The 16315-nt window shown below is 48.6% G+C and carries 14 protein-coding genes and 5 tRNA genes; all 19 read right to left on the bottom strand.

Annotated features, from left to right (window positions below; genetic code table 11):
• Positions 1–63: 63 nt before the first annotated feature.
• The gene (luxS, locus tag AB3Y96_RS04310) at positions 64–579 is read right to left on the bottom strand and encodes an S-ribosylhomocysteine lyase (protein ID WP_040047202.1); all 516 of its coding nucleotides are present in this window, start codon (positions 577–579) and stop codon (positions 64–66) included.
• 157 nt (positions 580–736) lie between these two features.
• Entirely contained in the window at positions 737–2308 is a 1572-nt protein-coding gene (gene gshA / locus AB3Y96_RS04305; RefSeq protein WP_367298568.1) for a glutamate--cysteine ligase, read from the bottom strand.
• 70 nt (positions 2309–2378) lie between these two features.
• The gene (locus AB3Y96_RS04300) at positions 2379–2807 is read right to left on the bottom strand and encodes a YqaA family protein (RefSeq protein ID WP_025801546.1); all 429 of its coding nucleotides are present in this window, start codon (positions 2805–2807) and stop codon (positions 2379–2381) included.
• Positions 2807–3373 (bottom strand): fructose-1-phosphate/6-phosphogluconate phosphatase, encoded by a 567-nt coding sequence (gene yqaB, locus AB3Y96_RS04295; protein WP_025801547.1) that lies wholly within the window; start codon positions 3371–3373, stop codon positions 2807–2809. Before yqaB ends, AB3Y96_RS04300 begins: the two co-directional genes overlap by 1 nt.
• Positions 3374–3809: 436 nt before the next feature.
• Positions 3810–3886 (bottom strand) — tRNA-Arg (locus AB3Y96_RS04290).
• Positions 3887–3941: 55 nt separating this feature from the next.
• Positions 3942–4018: transfer RNA gene (locus tag AB3Y96_RS04285), tRNA-Arg, on the bottom strand.
• Positions 4019–4073: 55 nt separating this feature from the next.
• A tRNA-Arg gene (locus AB3Y96_RS04280) sits at positions 4074–4150 on the bottom strand.
• 54 nt (positions 4151–4204) lie between these two features.
• Positions 4205–4281 (bottom strand) — tRNA-Arg (locus AB3Y96_RS04275).
• A 4-nt stretch (positions 4282–4285) separates the two neighbouring features.
• A tRNA-Ser gene (locus AB3Y96_RS04270) sits at positions 4286–4378 on the bottom strand.
• Positions 4379–4737: 359 nt separating this feature from the next.
• Positions 4738–4923 carry a carbon storage regulator CsrA gene (csrA, locus tag AB3Y96_RS04265; RefSeq protein ID WP_004091602.1) on the bottom strand — a complete coding sequence of 62 codons (186 nt, stop codon included), beginning with the start codon at positions 4921–4923 and terminating at the stop codon, positions 4738–4740.
• 244 nt (positions 4924–5167) lie between these two features.
• Positions 5168–7795, bottom strand: coding sequence for an alanine--tRNA ligase (alaS, locus tag AB3Y96_RS04260; protein ID WP_367298567.1), 2628 nt, complete (start codon positions 7793–7795; stop codon positions 5168–5170).
• Positions 7796–7929: 134 nt separating this feature from the next.
• Entirely contained in the window at positions 7930–8370 is a 441-nt protein-coding gene (recX, locus tag AB3Y96_RS04255) for a recombination regulator RecX (protein ID WP_367298566.1), read from the bottom strand.
• Positions 8371–8436: 66 nt separating this feature from the next.
• The gene (recA, locus tag AB3Y96_RS04250; protein WP_025801550.1) at positions 8437–9489 is read right to left on the bottom strand and encodes a recombinase RecA; all 1053 of its coding nucleotides are present in this window, start codon (positions 9487–9489) and stop codon (positions 8437–8439) included.
• Positions 9490–9557: 68 nt separating this feature from the next.
• Positions 9558–10052, bottom strand: a complete 495-nt coding sequence (gene pncC / locus AB3Y96_RS04245; protein ID WP_072307643.1) for a nicotinamide-nucleotide amidase — start codon at positions 10050–10052, stop codon at positions 9558–9560.
• A gap of 127 nt (positions 10053–10179) precedes the next feature.
• Entirely contained in the window at positions 10180–11316 is a 1137-nt protein-coding gene (locus AB3Y96_RS04240; protein ID WP_072307644.1) for an ROK family protein, read from the bottom strand.
• Positions 11317–11384: 68 nt separating this feature from the next.
• Positions 11385–12542, bottom strand: a complete 1158-nt coding sequence (locus AB3Y96_RS04235) for an N-acetylglucosamine-6-phosphate deacetylase (protein WP_367298565.1) — start codon at positions 12540–12542, stop codon at positions 11385–11387.
• Positions 12535–13311 (bottom strand): 6-phosphogluconolactonase, encoded by a 777-nt coding sequence (locus tag AB3Y96_RS04230; protein WP_072307646.1) that lies wholly within the window; start codon positions 13309–13311, stop codon positions 12535–12537. The genes AB3Y96_RS04235 and AB3Y96_RS04230 overlap by 8 nt, the downstream gene beginning before the upstream one ends.
• Before the next feature lie 18 nt (positions 13312–13329).
• The gene (locus tag AB3Y96_RS04225) at positions 13330–14853 is read right to left on the bottom strand and encodes a sodium:solute symporter family protein (protein ID WP_367298564.1); all 1524 of its coding nucleotides are present in this window, start codon (positions 14851–14853) and stop codon (positions 13330–13332) included.
• Between the two features lie 252 nt (positions 14854–15105).
• Positions 15106–16179, bottom strand: coding sequence for a lytic murein transglycosylase B (gene mltB / locus AB3Y96_RS04220; protein ID WP_072307648.1), 1074 nt, complete (start codon positions 16177–16179; stop codon positions 15106–15108).
• Positions 16180–16315: the final 136 nt, after the last annotated feature.

The following is a 16315-nucleotide window of genomic DNA, read 5'->3' as shown; positions in this document are numbered from 1 at the left end:
ATTCCCCCATTAAAAAAGGCGCATTCAGCGCCTTTTTTGTGTCTTGCGTTCAGAGAAACGAGACTAAATATGCAGCTCAGCCAGTTTTTCTTTAGGCAGGGCGAGATCGTCGTTATGGTTAACTCCAACGCCTTTCTCTAGGATATGACGAGCAATTTCATGCGCTTCCTGCAATGAGTGCATGGAATAGGTTCCGCACTGATATTCATTGAGTTCAGGAATTTTACGCTGGTCAGTCACCTTCAGCACATCTTCCATAGCCGCTTTCCACGCATTAGCCACGCGAGACTCTTCTGGCGTACCAATCAAGCTCATGTAGAAACCGGTACGGCAGCCCATTGGAGAGATATCGATAATCTCCACGCCGTTACCGTTCAGATGATCGCGCATGAAACCAGCAAATAGATGTTCAAGAGTATGGATACCGCGCTCAGGCAAGATCTCTTGGTTCGGGTGACAAAAACGCAAATCGAAGACCGTGATGTTGTCGCCGTGCGGGGTTTTCATATTTTTTGCTACACGCACCGCAGGTGCCGCCATACGCGTATGGTCTACAGTGAAGCTATCCAGTAGTGGCATTTCGTCACCTCCTCATAAAAAAAATGAATTTTTTTTTGGTTTAATGAAACCTTTTCTAACTCAGCGAGTCTGAATATATGAAAGACGCGCATTTGTTATCATCATCCCTGCTACAGAGATGCTATTTTGGCCACAGGTATTGTGGCCTTTTTCTTTTCTAGCGCCCAGCGTGTAAATGCAGATACTCTTCAAACCCCATAGCACCCGGCATTGAATCCTGAGCTTCCATAGCGGCCTGACGTTTAATCGATGCTTCCACCTGCTGCTGTAACTGTTCTTCGGTTAACACTTCCAATGGCTCTGAGCTCAACTGTTCGCGATAACGTTCGGAAAGTTCACGACCAAATCCACCCACGCCTTTTTCTTTCATCTGCTCCAGTACCTGAGCAGAATAGGTCAATGAAGCATCTTCAAAACAGGCTACCAGCTTAGTGCAAACTTGCTGATATTGCTTATTCCCATTGATGCTATCTAATACTTCAGCAACGCGTTGTAAATCCGCAAACAGCTCCTTGCCTACTTTAGCAAGTGGCTGACGCTCAGTATCACAGCCAATACCAATAGTTTGGCCAGGCTTACGCCCTTCAAGGATCACGCGGTTCCAGTTTTTACGCGTACACAGCAGTTCATCGCTGCTCATTTCAGGCGCATCAGCCAGTACACACCAAATCAGGAAAAGATCCAAGAAGCGTGACTGCTCAGCATTCACGCCAATGGCCGTAAATGGATTGATATCCAGAGAGCGCACTTCTATATATTCAATGCCGCCACGCAACAGCGCATCGGACGGAGACTCATCGCCTTTAGTGACACGTTTTGGGCGAATCGGTGCGTAGAGTTCATTTTCAATCTGCAAAACGTTGGCATTGAGCTGGCGATAATGACCATCGACCTTTACACCAAGCTTAGCAAACTCAGGAGATGGTGTATGAATCGCTTTTTTCAGCGCGGTGACATAGTCAGGCAGATTGTTGAACGTGATACCCAAATCATTCTGCGATTTATTGGTGTAACCTAAATCACTCAAACGCAGCGAGGTCGCATAAGGCAGATACAGCATATGCCCATCGCGCTCGAATGGAATATTGGTCTCACGACCGTTCAAGAACGATGAACAGATTGCCGGCGAGGCACCAAACAGATATGGGATCACCCAGCCAAAGCGGTAATAGTTGCGGATCAGGCGGAAATATCCCGCGGAGATCTGCTCTTTACCACTTTCGGCATCTTCAACACCAGCCCATGCACGCCAAAAATCAATAGGCAGCGAGAAGTTATAATGCACACCAGAAATGGTTTGCATCAGCGCACCGTAGCGATTCTTCAAACCTTCGCGGTACAACGTTTTAAATCGACCAACGTTAGATGACCCATACTGCGCCAGTACAATATCTTCTTCTTTATTGATAAAGCACGGCATGCTCATTGGCCACATACGCTCTGAGCCCAAATTGCGAGCTACATAGCGATGAATATCCGTTAAGAAGGAGAGCATGTGATCGATGCTGGGATCGACTGGAGTAATAAACTCCAGCAAAGACTCGGCAAAGTCAGTGGTTATCCAAGGATGAGTCAACGCTTTACCCAATATCTCTGGGTGACCAGAAGCGGCCAATTGGCCCTCAGGCGTTACGCGGAGCGTTTCACGCTCAATTCCGCGTCGAATTCCGTTAAGGGCATCTGGATGCGACTCCAGCCAAGTCAGTGCTTTAGATACGTCCGGGATCAAGTCGACCTCCCGCTAATCAAATAATAACTGCCAGCATTCATGTTCTGCCGCTGAGCGTTTCCACTCTCGCTTATGACCACCATGACATACCCTGTAGCGTCAGCCATGCTAACACCACATAACGTACCGCTTTCCCAATACTGAGATAAAGCGCCACGGGTACCCACGGCATTCGCAGCCAACCTGCTAACACACAGAGTAAATCACCAATGATAGGCACCCAACTGAGCAACAATGTTACCGCGCCATAGCGTTGTAACCAGCGTAACGACAGCTGTAACCCCCGCTGCGGTTTCATGTCCGGCAGCAGACGACCAATGATGACATTTGTTAATCCGCCCAGAATATTGCCAACAATCGCTGTCAGCACTAACCACCACGGAGAAACCTGCCCCGCTAACAGCAAGGCAGTTAAAACAATTTCTGAATTTCCAGGCAATAGCGTCGCGCTAGTGAAGCTACTGGCAAACATAGCGCCTAATGTCAGGAGAGAACTCATTACAACTTGCGCACGTCAACCCACGCCATATTGGCGCTTTGAGCGGCTTGAATGCCAAAGTCAGCATCTTCGAACACAACACAATCTTTAGGCGCGACGCCGATAAGCTCCGCACAACGTAAGAATGTGTCTGGTTCAGGCTTATGCCGCTTAACATCATCGGCACCGACGATCGCTTGAAAACAATCACGCAGCCCCAAATGGCGCAACAATGCATCTGCCATCCGGTGTTCACTCCCAGTTCCCACTGCCATCGGCCTTTTGCCTTTATAGGCTCGCACCACATCGATCAACGGAAGCGGCGTTACGCTATCCAGTAACATGGCTTCTACCGCAGCCGTTTTCAATGCGGCAAGATGATGTGGATCCATATCTGCTTGGTTATTTTCTATAATGACCTGGGCAATACGCCAAGTTGGAGAGCCATTCAGTGCCACCATCGCATGTTCATCGTAGGTCATTCCGTATTGGGAAAGTACCTGCCGCCAAGCCAGACGATGCGTCGGCTCGGTGTCGAGTAGAGTGCCGTCCATATCAAAAATCAGTCCTTGAAAGCGATCGTACATTGATTGCAGCTCCGTAACGATGGTGAATATATGGAAGGTTACTTTAACGCAAAGCTATTACGTTGTCGCTCTGAGAGTTTCAGGAGGAATTAATTGAAAAGCCAATGGATATGAAGAAAAATTGAGCTGAAAAATACTACGCACAGTGGATTTTAGATAAAAAAAAACCCCGTCAATGACGAGGTCTTAAGATGACATATTTGGGAGGTTATTCGGCGCAAGCGCCTCACTCTCTTAGTGTCATCAGTCTCTCTGACTATCATACGACAAGGTATGTTACATCAGAAAAACCAAATATGGTGCACTCAGGAAGATGACTCAACGCAAGCGTTTCGCCCTGCGGGCCGTTTTGCTAAAGCAACGTTATCATCCTTTGTGCTACCGCCAACACTTAATCACTATGCAATTCTGCATCTGCGATAAGTATTGTGAAATATGGTGCACCCAGGAAGATTCGAACTTCCGACCGCTCGGTTCGTAGCCGAGTACTCTATCCAGCTGAGCTATGGGTGCACAGGATACTGCTGATATCGTGACGCTGGTAAATCTTTAGCACCACAATCAATAATGGTGCACCCAGGAAGATTCGAACTTCCGACCGCTCGGTTCGTAGCCGAGTACTCTATCCAGCTGAGCTATGGGTGCACAGGATACTGCTGATATCGTGACGCTGGTAAATCTTTAGCACCACAATCAATAATGGTGCACCCAGGAAGATTCGAACTTCCGACCGCTCGGTTCGTAGCCGAGTACTCTATCCAGCTGAGCTATGGGTGCACAGGATACTGCTGATATCGCGACGCTGATAAATCACTGCATCACAACAAAATATGGTGCACCCAGGAAGATTCGAACTTCCGACCGCTCGGTTCGTAGCCGAGTACTCTATCCAGCTGAGCTATGGGTGCAAAATGGCGGTGAGGCGGGGATTCGAACCCCGGATGCAGCTTTTGACCGCATACTCCCTTAGCAGGGGAGCGCCTTCAGCCTCTCGGCCACCTCACCTTACGCATATCTTTCGATGCGTGCTGACTAACTTTGTTTAAGCTCATCGGCACTGCGTGGCGCACATATTACTTTCTGGGGTTTATAAGTCAAACATTTTTTCGAGACTCTGATTCGTTTGTGTAAAACACAGACAAAAAGCGCGATTTTAAGGCAAGCTGTTGATTTAATAATCACGAAATCAGCGTATAGCTCAGCTTAAATCTAAAAATGGATAGACAGAAAAAACGAAAAGAAGCGGTCTGGAGAAAGATAAAACGAAAGAAAGTTGAAAATGAGGGTATAGCAGAGGGAGTTTAGAGCGCAAATAACTGATTTAGCGTTAGCGCCCCGCAATGATGCGAGACGCTACACTAGGACTAGTAAGTCGTCTGTTGAGACTTTTCGGCCTGAATACGTTGGTAAATTTCTTCACGATGGACAGAAACCTCTTTCGGAGCATTTACACCGATGCGAACTTGGTTTCCTTTAACACCTAATACAGTGACCGTTACCTCATCACCAATCATGAGGGTTTCACCCACTCGACGAGTCAAAATTAGCATTCTTTGCTCCTTGAAAGATTAATTAGAGTCGGGTCTCTCAGCTTCCCCGCCATTATCCGTCATCTATTGTACCTATAACAAGTTCATAATGTGTAAGCAGATTAGGCTGGTCCACACTGTATGTACAAGTTTAGTCCAAAAGGTATACACCGTAGTAATTTTTATAACAAGCACGTTAACTAAAAAACAAAAAACGCCATACCTGACAATAAGATATGGCGTTTGTTTTTTGAACTACCTTAAGTTACAGCTTATCTGCAACCCAAGCTTCAACGCCTGCAAGCGCCTGAGGTAATGCAGCAGCATCGCTACCACCTGCCATCGCCATATCAGGGCGTCCACCGCCTTTACCACCAACCTGCTGAGCGACCATACCAATCAGCTCACCCGCTTTCACTTTGGCCGTAAGGTCTTTGGTTACACCAGCGACTAAGCTGACTTTACCTTCAGCGGTAGTTGCCAGAACCACAACGCCAGAACCAAGCTGATTCTTCAGCTCATCAACCATCGTGCGCAGCATTTTGGCTTCTACGTTATCCAGATGGCTTACCAAAAGCTTAACGCCTTTAACATCAACGGCTTTGCTGGAAAGTGATGCACTTTCCTGAGCGGCCTGCTGATCTTTAAGCTGTTGCAGCTCTTTTTCCAGCTGGCGAGTTTTATCCATAACGGCACGGATTTTATCCGCAACGCTATGAGCATCACTCTTCACTAACGATGCAGCTTCACGTAAAGCGTCGGCGTCTTGATGCATAACGGCAATCGCACCTTCGCCTGTTACGGCTTCAATACGACGCACGCCAGCCGCAGTACCCGCTTCAGAAGTGATACGGAACAAGCCGATATCCCCGGTCTGACGCGCATGAGTACCGCCACACAGCTCGGTGGAGAAATCACCCATGCTCAGCACACGAACGCTTTCATCGTACTTCTCACCAAACAATGCCATCGCGCCTTTCGCTTTGGCTTCATCGAGATCCATGATATTGGTCTCGATCGGCAGATTGCGGCGAACCTGAGCGTTGACGATATCTTCAACCTGACGAATCTGTTCAGGTTTCATGGCTTCAAAATGAGAGAAATCGAAACGCAGGTTACGATCGCTTACCAATGAGCCTTTCTGAGAAACATGATCGCCCAACACTTGACGCAAAGCAGCATGCAGTAAGTGCGTTGCTGAGTGGTTCAAACGAATACGGCTACGACGAGCTTCATCGATCGTCGCCTCAACGCTGTCCCCCACCTTCAACGAACCCTGTGCAACTTTCCCCTGATGTCCAATCGCTTGACCATACTTCTGAGTATCGGTTACGACAAAGCTCACGCCTTGCGCTGTCAGTTCGCCTTTATCGCCGACCTGACCGCCGGATTCAGCATAGAATGGGGTTTCGTTTAGAATAACCACACCTTCTTCGCCAGCATTCAGAACGTCAACCGCCTGACCATCACGGAACAATGCCGTCACGCTTGAACGCTGTTGGTTATGATCATAACCAGAGAACTTAGAGGCGCTATCAACACGGATCATGCTGTTATAGTCTGCTCCGAAGCCGCTCGACTCACGCGCACGACGGCGCTGCTCTTCCATTGCACGTTCAAAGCCAATCTCATCGACTTTCAAATTACGCTCACGGCAAACGTCAGCGGTCAGATCCAGTGGGAAACCGTAGGTATCGTACAAACGGAAAGCCGTATCACCATCCAGCGTATCGCCGGTCAGCTTTGATAGCTCGTCATCCAACAGCGCTAAGCCGCGTTCCAGAGTGCGGGCAAACTGTTCTTCTTCAGTTTTCAGAACCTGTTCAACCATTGACTGTTGGCGTTTCAGCTCATCAGCAGCAGAGCCCATCACATCAATCAGTGGGGCAACCAGCTTATAGAAGAAGGTCTCTTTCGCGCCCACCATATTACCGTGGCGCACAGCACGACGGATAATACGACGCAGCACATAGCCACGGCCTTCGTTCGAAGGCAGTACGCCGTCGGAAACCAAGAACGCACAAGAACGAATATGGTCAGCAATAACGCGCAGTGACTTGCTAGACAGATCGGTGGCACCGGTCACTTTTGCCGTTTCGGCAATCAGCGTACGGAACAGATCGATGTCATAGTTGGAATTAACGTGTTGCAGAACAGCGGCAATACGCTCCAATCCCATACCGGTATCAACAGACGGTTTTGGTAACGGCAACATGGTGCCATCAGACTGACGGTTGAACTGCATGAAGACGATGTTCCAGATCTCAATATAACGATCGCCATCTTCTTCAGCGCTTCCTGGAGGGCCACCCCAGATGTGGTCACCGTGATCGTAGAAAATCTCGGTACATGGACCACAAGGACCGGTATCCCCCATTTGCCAGAAGTTATCTGAAGCAAAAGGAGCACCTTTGTTGTCGCCAATGCGAATGATACGTTCGCGTGGCACGCCAACTTCGTCAGCCCAAATGTTGAAGGCTTCATCGTCGGTTTCGTACACGGTCACCCACAGTTTTTCTTTCGGCAGGTTAAACCAGTTTTCACCGGTTAACAGCTCCCATGCAAACTGGATGGCATCATGCTTGAAATAGTCACCGAAGCTGAAGTTACCCAGCATTTCGAAAAATGTATGGTGACGTGCGGTATAACCGACGTTTTCTAAATCGTTATGTTTACCACCTGCACGCACACAACGTTGAGACGTTGTTGCACGGCTGTAGTTGCGTTTATCGATGCCGAGGAAAACATCCTTGAATTGGTTCATACCCGCATTGGTGAATAACAACGTAGGGTCGTTATTCGGAACCAGAGAACTACTCTCTACGATCTGGTGTCCTTTGCTATGGTAGAAATCGAGAAACGCTTGACGGATCTCAGCGGTACTCTTGCTCATAATTGTCCCGGAGTCAGGCTAAAAGAACTGTAGTGAACAGACCCTCTCGCAATTGACTGCAAGTCGGCCGCGCACAAACATAAAGTGGGAATAAGATAAATTTTCTTCACTGGGAAGTAAAATCCCGCGTGCATTCAATCCGACAAATTGGAGAAAACAGCGTAAATTTCTTCCTGAAAGAAGCCTCGGTACAATAAAAATCGCTGCACCTTCGCTTTTTCTTTCCATTCTTGGGGGAGAGTTTGACCAAACTTACGATGCGCAGTTTGTTTTGCTAATGCACTCCAATCAATATCTGACGACGCAAAAGCGCCATGGATAAGATCGCGAGCAATGCCTTTCATACCTAATTCTTGCTGAATTCGTTGTACGCCATAGCCTTTTTGGCTGCGCATCACGAGATAGCGCTCAGCAAATCGACGATCGTCTAGCCAGTTATACTCATGGCAATAAGCGATGGCTTGTTCAACGTCCTCTTCAGAAACGTCTTGCGCCGCAAGTTTGCGGCGCAATTCAGTTTCGCTATGATCGCGTTGACCAAGTAACCGCATCGCCCGATTCAGTGTTTCAGTCACTCAGTCGTTCCTCGAGGCGGTACTCTATACCCGCATTGCGGGTATATTCTCAAGCACGGCGCGTGATTACGCGTCGTCTTCCAACAGCTCTTCATCAGCTGAAGGCTTATGGTTTGCGTTCTCTGCGGCTGCATGGCTCAACAACATTTCACGCAGTTTGGTATCTAACTCGGCACGAATAGCAGGGTTTTCCTGCAAGTATTTCATGGAGTTTGATTTACCCTGTCCAATCTTGTCGCCGTTATAAGCGTACCAAGCACCTGATTTATCAACCAACTTATGCTTAACACCCAGATCGATCAGTTCGCTTTCTTTAGAAATACCCGCGCCGTAAAGGATCTGGAATTCAGCCTGACGGAATGGTGGGGCAACTTTGTTTTTAACCACTTTCACGCGTGTTTCGTTACCGACAACTTCATCGCCATCTTTAATCGCGCCGATACGGCGGATATCTAAGCGAACAGAAGAGTAAAACTTCAGCGCGTTACCACCGGTGGTGGTTTCTGGGTTACCGAACATGACGCCGATTTTCATACGGATCTGGTTGATGAAGATAACCAAGCAGTTAGCGTTCTTGATATTAGCGGTCAGTTTACGCAGCGCCTGAGACATCAAACGCGCCTGTAAGCCGACATGGGAATCGCCCATCTCGCCTTCAATTTCTGCTTTTGGCGTCAGCGCAGCAACGGAGTCCACGACGATAACGTCAACCGCACCTGAACGCACCAGAGCATCACAAATTTCTAATGCCTGTTCGCCGGTATCTGGCTGAGAGATCAGCAAATCATCAACCTGCACACCTAACTTACCGGCGTAGATTGGGTCCAGCGCATGCTCAGCATCGATGAACGCACAAGTTTTGCCTGCCGCCTGTGCACTGGCAATAACCGACAGCGTCAGCGTGGTTTTACCGGAAGATTCTGGCCCGAAGATTTCAACCACACGGCCCATCGGCAAACCGCCAATGCCCAGAGCAACGTCCAGACTCAGAGAACCTGTAGATACAGAATCAATATCCAACGTCTGGGTATCACCAAGACGCATAATAGAACCTTTACCGAACTGCTTTTCAATCTGGCCTAACGCAGCGGCTAGAGCCCTTTGTTTGTTCTCGTCCATCTGTTACTCCATGCATAGCGAACCTGAAATTGGTGTTGATTATACTGTATAGTCATACAGTATCAAGCCTATTTTTCAAGAAACTCATTAAGCGTTGTTTGCAATGAAAAAACAACAGCTTGCAAGCGAATTGACTCACGGTCTCCGGAAAATTGTTGTTTTACAGCTAAAATTCGTCCTTCGCGGTCAGCAAAACCAAACCATACGGTACCCACCGGTTTAGCTTCCGATCCCCCATCAGGGCCCGCAATACCACTTACCGACAGCGCCAGATCGGCATTCGCAGCGTGCAAAGCGCCTTGCGCCATCTCACGTACGGTCTCTTCACTCACCGCGCCAAATTCATCCAACGTCGCTTCTGAGACACCAAGCAAATCATGTTTGGCGGTATTGCTGTAGGTGACGAAACCGCGATCAAACCAAGCCGAACTGCCAGCAATATCCGTAATGGATTTCGCCACCCATCCCCCGGTGCAAGACTCTGCGCAAGTTATCCATAGCCCTTGCTCTTTCAACTTATTGCCAACCAACATACTTAACTGATGTAAATGGTGCTCACTCATAAATAGCCCTTTGGCACAAAAGTTGTGAAACGATACTATCACTCATGCTGTATGCAGATCAGCCCATGCCCTTCTTTTTGCGGGATGTGTTCAGAAGAGAACTTTATCTGCTCGAAATAGCATTAAATCAAGTCAGTGAGACGTGTTCGAAGCGCTGGATCATCGCTAATGCTAAGCCCTGAGCTGGTTTAAACCGCTCGGTGGTGAAAGTGATGTGAGTACGGCTAAAAGGGAAAGTAAGCGTAAATTGTTGGGTAGCCGCCAGAGTATGCTCAACAAACAGCGGTTCTAAATTGTAGGGACAGTCGATCAGCAACGTTTTCGGATTAATCAGATGAATGATTTGACTCAGCGCCTTACCCAATAATTGCCCAGCATTGACCATAATCTCATCTACGTGTTCACGAGATTGTTGACGATTATCCCAGCTAAGCCCTGTCTGACGCTGGCCCAGTTGCGCATTGATAGCCGATAAGCTGATTAATGATTCGAGACATCCCTGCTGTCCACAGGTACAGGTTGGCCCCTGCGGCAAGACGGCTAAATGTCCAACCTCACCCGCCGTCCAACTTCCTCCTGAGTAGACCCCTTGCCGAGTCAATAACGCGCCGCCAATGCCCTCGCCAATACGAAGATAAAAACAAGTTTCATTTTCACCTGGAATTTCACCTTGACGTGCAATCAGCGCTGCCGCTTTAACGTTATTCCATATATCTACAGGTACTGAAACGGCCTTAGCTAAGGTTGAAAGTAGTTCGACTTTCCCCCATCCAAGATGGGAAGAGACATGCAGGATCCCCAATTTTTGATCCACAATCCCAGGAAAACCGATGCCAACCCCCATCAAAGCAGGATAGTTTTGCTGTAATCGCTGACAGTGGCGAGCAATCTCAACCATCACTTTTTCAGGTCTTGATGTGTCAAGATCGATAGTTTGTTCTTCGACAACTTCACAAAAATAATTACACGCCATCCAGTGTAAGCGATGACGTTCAATCATAATGCCTGCAGATATAATAGCCTCAGGTTTCAGCGCGATATGAATTTTAGGCCGGCCAATACTGTTAGTTTGCACAACACCCAGCTCTTCTACGTACCCGAGTGCCAGCAGATCTTCAACAATCAAAGAGATGGTATTTTTACTCAATCCTAGTGCATGAGAAATATCCAAACGAGAGCTGATCCGCTGATGACGCAAATAAGACAGTACACGTTTTTCATTGTACTGCCGTAACAGCGCGGGCCCCTTGCCTGAGTCTTTCATGCCGTCATTTTCCATCGAGGTTGACCATAGGCACGCATTATTACATAACGCTGAATCAGCTCGTCAACCTATTCCCCACACCAAACTCTCACACCATTTTTATAGGTTGCTAGCGGAACCAGTGACTCGTCTGCGGCTGGCTGTAGCATTACGGCATCAAATGGAGCGCCAACGGCCAACCCAAATCGCACAGGTAAATTCAGACGCGTAGCAGGACGTATCGAAGCCATTTCTAACGCACAAGCACGCGAAACTATAGAATTTTTTATTAGAAAATTGACGCCATATAATAACCCCTGTGCGGAACCTGCAAGCAGGGCGGGATTGTCAGCCATAGACAGTCGCCCTGAAGAACTCAGTACCACACTTCCACCAATGTGCGACTGATAAAGCCCCGGCGGCATACCGGCATGACAGGTTACATCGCTGACCAACATCGCACGCTCACCTTTGGCTCGAATAAATACCTTAAGCACTGAAAGGGGCAAATGTTCACCATCGGCAATCATCGCGCACCATAAATCATCTTGCGCCAATTGTTCCCAAATATAGTTGGGATGCCGCGGCAATACCAAATGCGCACCATTGCCAAGATGGGTAGACATTCCTGCGCCAGCGCGCACCGAGGAGGCGATTTGCTCTACGCTGGCAGCAGTATGCCCAATGGAAACGACTACATTTTGTTGGCAACAACGTCGAATAAAATCATCACACTGTGGCCATTCAGGCGATAAAGTGATCAATCGAATCCGCCCTTCTGCGGCCTTCTGCCAACGCTGAAATAATGCCCAATCAGGGGCTTTAATGTACTCTCGGTTGTGCGCGCCACGTGGTCCATCTTCCGCCGACAGAAATGGCCCTTCCAGATGAATCCCCGCAATGCACTGCTTAACTAGCGAGAGCTCCCGACAAGCGCTAGCCAACGTACGCACCATCTGCTCAATTTCCTGGTCATTGTTAGTGATCACTGTGGGCAAAAAAGTGGTGACACCTTGCGACCATAGCTGGCGGGCCACCTGCTCTGACGCTTTCTCGGCAAAGGGAAAATGGTTGAAATCAATACCACCGTAGCCATTAACCTGCAGATCGACTAACCCAGGGGCTATCAGCGGCAAAGAATCATCCGCCGGCAAGAGTCGAATATGCTGAATAATGCCCCCGCTGGCGCTAATTTCTACGGGCTGATTGTTACGGTAATCCCTGCCACGCACTATCACCTCAGACATGAGGTACCTCCCCAAACCCATCAATGTCAGTGTACAGCGTGCAGGCTGGATGAGTCCGCAACGCCGTTGCTGGGCATGAAACTGACTTTGGATAATGCAACGTATCCGCGATAGCCTGGCGCTTATTTTCACCTGGCACCATACAAAATAGGCGACCAGCCGCCATCAGGGTTGGAATCGTCAATGTCAGCGCATGGGTCGGTACCGCAGCCAACGACGGGAAACAGCCATCATTGACCTGTTGCTGCCGACAGGTGGCATCTAATTCAACGATTTTCATCACATAGGGATCGTTAAAATCAGCAACAGGAGGATCGTTGAATGCCAGATGACCATTTTCCCCAATACCCAAACACACCATGTCGATAGGTGCTTGTTGCAATAGGCGCGCATAATCACGACACAGTTGCTCAGGCTCTCCTGACGATGGAATAAGGTGTACTTCTCCAGGACAAACCACGTCAAACAGATGTTGCTTCAGATAATGGCTAAACCGCGCTGCGGAGTCGGAAGGCAAGCCAATATATTCATCCATGTGAAAAGCGACCACTCTGGACCAGTCAATATTTTTAGCCTGGCTCAGTGCGGCCAAAAACTCATTCTGCGACGGTGCGGCAGCAAAGATAATCCGAACCTGCTGTTGCTGTGTCAGCAATTGCCTCAGATGTAGTGCCGCATCTGAGGCAGAAGATTCCCCCATTGCTTGGCGGCAAGGAAAAACCTGAACATTAAGCAGTTCAACCTGTTGGGTAAAGCATGGTGATATCATCTTATCGTGTCCTGTTGTTCATCGAGATTCACTTTGATATAGCGGTTCAACCTTAGGTAATGACGGATTTTCTATCTGGTCTTGATTCAGCGCATTGAGCAGGCTATCAACTTGCAGGCTCACCGGGCTACGGCGCAACCATCCACTTAACGTATATACCGCCAGTGACAACAACACCGGAATAGCCACGATTTCAGCGGTACTCATGCCAGGGATCACAAATTTTACTAAGAAGAACGCTACAACGCCGACGGCCCACGAGCTAATAGCCGCAGTGGCATTACATTTCCGAAACCAAGGAAGTAGCCCAAGCAGCATGGGGATCGAAATGGGCCCCACCAAACCGCCAAACCAAATGATTAATAAAGAGAGCACACCCCCGAAGCGGTTAGCATTTATAGCAATGAGCAAAGTAATCAGAATAAATAACACCACCGTCATTCTCGCAACCACCAGCGAAGATTGCCCAGAGCCGAAGCGACGCGGAAACAGTACCGGTAAAATATCTCGGGTCACCACTGCGGTGATAGCATTGGTGTCGGAGGAGGTCATCGATAAGGTATGAGTAAACATGGCCACCAACACTAGGCCAATCAGCCCGTTTGGTAATAACTGCATCGCCATAATGGAATAAGACTGCGAGGGGTCGGTAATATTCGGAAACAGAATGGGGGCTGCCCACATCGGATAAAACAGGATTAATGGCCAGATCAAATACAACGCCGCTGACAACAACGCGGCTTTGCGGGCATCTTTACCACGCGGAGAAGCAATAAATCGCTGTGCAAGATTCCACGTTCCTCCGTTGTAGCTCAGGGTATAAATCACAAAATAGGCCAAAATAAAGCCCATGGAATATGGCCCAGCAACAATGTCCGTATGGCCTGCCGGCAGTTTGTCCCAAATAGCGGGCAGTTGACTAAAGCCACCAAGGTGGAAAGCAACAGCGCCTACCATCACGATGGCCGCAATAAATTGCACAACAAACTGACCAAAATCATTACAAGCATCCGCCCATAAGCCACCGAGCACGGTATAAAACAAGCACAACACACCTGAAATACTAATACCGAAGACCGGGTCAAGACCTGTAAATGCGTTGATGATGATTGCGATAGCAGCCCACTTAGCCCCAACGTCAAACGTCTTCAGTAATACACCGCTCCAAGCCAGGACTTGCTGAGTAGGCACGTTATAACGTGTAGCTAGGTACTCCATCGGTGATTCAATATTCATATGGATACGCAAACGTGCCCAGCGAGGGGCGAAAATAACCGACCCAATGAAGACCGCAATGGAGATGGGGAAAGCCCACCAAAAATAGATGGTGATGCCGTATTTATAGGCCACAGCGGCATAAGCGACGAACACCGCAGCGCTGTAGCCAGACATATGATGCGAAACACCCGACAGCCACCATGGCATTTTCCCTCCTGCTGCAAAAAAATCTTTGGTGCTGCCGACTTTACGCATAGCCCACAGCGTAATCATTACAATCATCAGCGCATAAAGCGCCATAACAACATAGTCTATCCCGTTCATCGCTAACTCCGTAGGCAAACCCACATTGGCGAATTCCGGCAGAAAAACGTGCCGGTCGACTAATTAATCCTAACTAAGGACCAATTAAACCTAGCACGCCGCATATGATCATTTTGTGAACATTATCACGGAGCTTTCTAATTTTTTTAATCGGAATGGGACCTATCCTATAGGTGAAATTCCAGTCGCTCCAAAGAAGAAGAGCCACATCACGTGGCTCTTCTTCATTTTGATAGTGAAAGTCCAGCGCTCTTATCTGGCATTACTCACCGCTTCACCTAACTGCCACACAGCCATCGCATAGTGGGTGCTATGGTTGTAGCGGGTAATCGTGTAGAAATTCGGCAGACCGTACCAATATTGGTAGCCAGTGCCCATATCAAGACGCAACAGGCTTGCCTGTTGGTACCCATCTAGAGAACTTTGAGGGCTAAGGCCGGCCTCTGCCAACGCAGTGATGGAGTAGTTGGTCTTAAAGCCGTTCTCAAGCGTTGGGGCTTGCCCATTGGCTGGTACCGCCACTTTTTTGCCTGGTTGCCAACCGTGCGCCTTAAAGTAATTGGCCACGCTACCGATGGCATCTTCAGGATCCCACAGATTGATATGACCATCGCCATTGAAATCAACCGCATAGCTCTTAAAGGATGATGGCATAAATTGGCCATACCCCATCGCCCCCGCAAATGAGCCCTTCAGGTTCAACGGATCGTCGCCCTCTTCGCGCGCCATTAATAAAAAGGTTTCCAGCTCACCAGAGAAATATTCAGCACGGCGCGGATAGGCGAACGACAGCGTTGCCAAGGCATCAATAATGCGGGTTTTCCCCATGACGCGTCCCCAGCGGGTTTCAACACCAATAATGCCAACAATAATCTCTGGCGGCACGCCGTACACCTGCTGAGCACGCTGCAAAGCATCCTGATATTGATTCCAGAACACAACCCCATTTTGTACGTTATCAGGAGTAATAAACTTGCCGCGATAGCGCAGCCAAGCACCGTTAGGCCCTGCTGGCGGACGCGTGGTTGGCGCTTGTCTATCCATCAATTTGAGCACGTAATCCAAACGTTTGGTCTGCGCCAACACATCGTGCAACTGCTGACGATCAAAACCATGCTCGCTGACCATTTTGTCTACGAAACGGTTCATCGCGGGATCGTAGGCAAAATCTCCCATTTGCACTTGGCCCGAGTGGGAAGGATCCAGTAAAAAACCGCCCTTGGCCGTTTGCGGCGTAGTTTCAGTCACGTCGTTAGAGGATTTTGGCTTGCTGCTACAGGCAGATAGCAAGACAACAATAGGCAGGAGCGCAGCTAGATAACGCATCGAATATCCATCGCAATGCAAGAAAAAGTGACCGATATGTTAGCGCGTTGTCTGGGGGGTGAAAACTGGAATCTCATCCAACGATGCTAAACAGACGTAAAACAGAGACCACCATAATTAATGTTTTTTATACCCG

The organism is Hafnia alvei (genome assembly GCF_964063325.1).
In the GTDB taxonomy this organism is placed as follows: domain Bacteria; phylum Pseudomonadota; class Gammaproteobacteria; order Enterobacterales; family Enterobacteriaceae; genus Hafnia; species Hafnia alvei_B.
This window is presented reverse-complemented; position numbering and strand designations above follow the sequence as displayed.

Excerpts from the sequence above, each read along its gene's own strand:
- luxS (WP_040047202.1), bottom strand. The coding sequence starts at position 579 with ATGCCACTACTGGATAGCTTCACTGTAGACCATACGCGTATGGCGGCA.
- AB3Y96_RS04300 (WP_025801546.1), bottom strand. The coding sequence starts at position 2,807 with ATGAGTTCTCTCCTGACATTAGGCGCTATGTTTGCCAGTAGCTTCACT.
- yqaB (WP_025801547.1), bottom strand. The coding sequence starts at position 3,373 with ATGTACGATCGCTTTCAAGGACTGATTTTTGATATGGACGGCACTCTA.
- csrA (WP_004091602.1), bottom strand. The coding sequence starts at position 4,923 with ATGCTAATTTTGACTCGTCGAGTGGGTGAAACCCTCATGATTGGTGAT.
- alaS (WP_367298567.1), bottom strand. The coding sequence starts at position 7,795 with ATGAGCAAGAGTACCGCTGAGATCCGTCAAGCGTTTCTCGATTTCTAC.
- recA (WP_025801550.1), bottom strand. The coding sequence starts at position 9,489 with ATGGACGAGAACAAACAAAGGGCTCTAGCCGCTGCGTTAGGCCAGATT.
- pncC (WP_072307643.1), bottom strand. The coding sequence starts at position 10,052 with ATGAGTGAGCACCATTTACATCAGTTAAGTATGTTGGTTGGCAATAAG.
- AB3Y96_RS04240 (WP_072307644.1), bottom strand. The coding sequence starts at position 11,316 with ATGAAAGACTCAGGCAAGGGGCCCGCGCTGTTACGGCAGTACAATGAA.
- AB3Y96_RS04235 (WP_367298565.1), bottom strand. The coding sequence starts at position 12,542 with ATGTCTGAGGTGATAGTGCGTGGCAGGGATTACCGTAACAATCAGCCC.
- AB3Y96_RS04230 (WP_072307646.1), bottom strand. The coding sequence starts at position 13,311 with ATGATATCACCATGCTTTACCCAACAGGTTGAACTGCTTAATGTTCAG.
- AB3Y96_RS04225 (WP_367298564.1), bottom strand. The coding sequence starts at position 14,853 with ATGAACGGGATAGACTATGTTGTTATGGCGCTTTATGCGCTGATGATT.
- mltB (WP_072307648.1), bottom strand. The coding sequence starts at position 16,179 with ATGCGTTATCTAGCTGCGCTCCTGCCTATTGTTGTCTTGCTATCTGCC.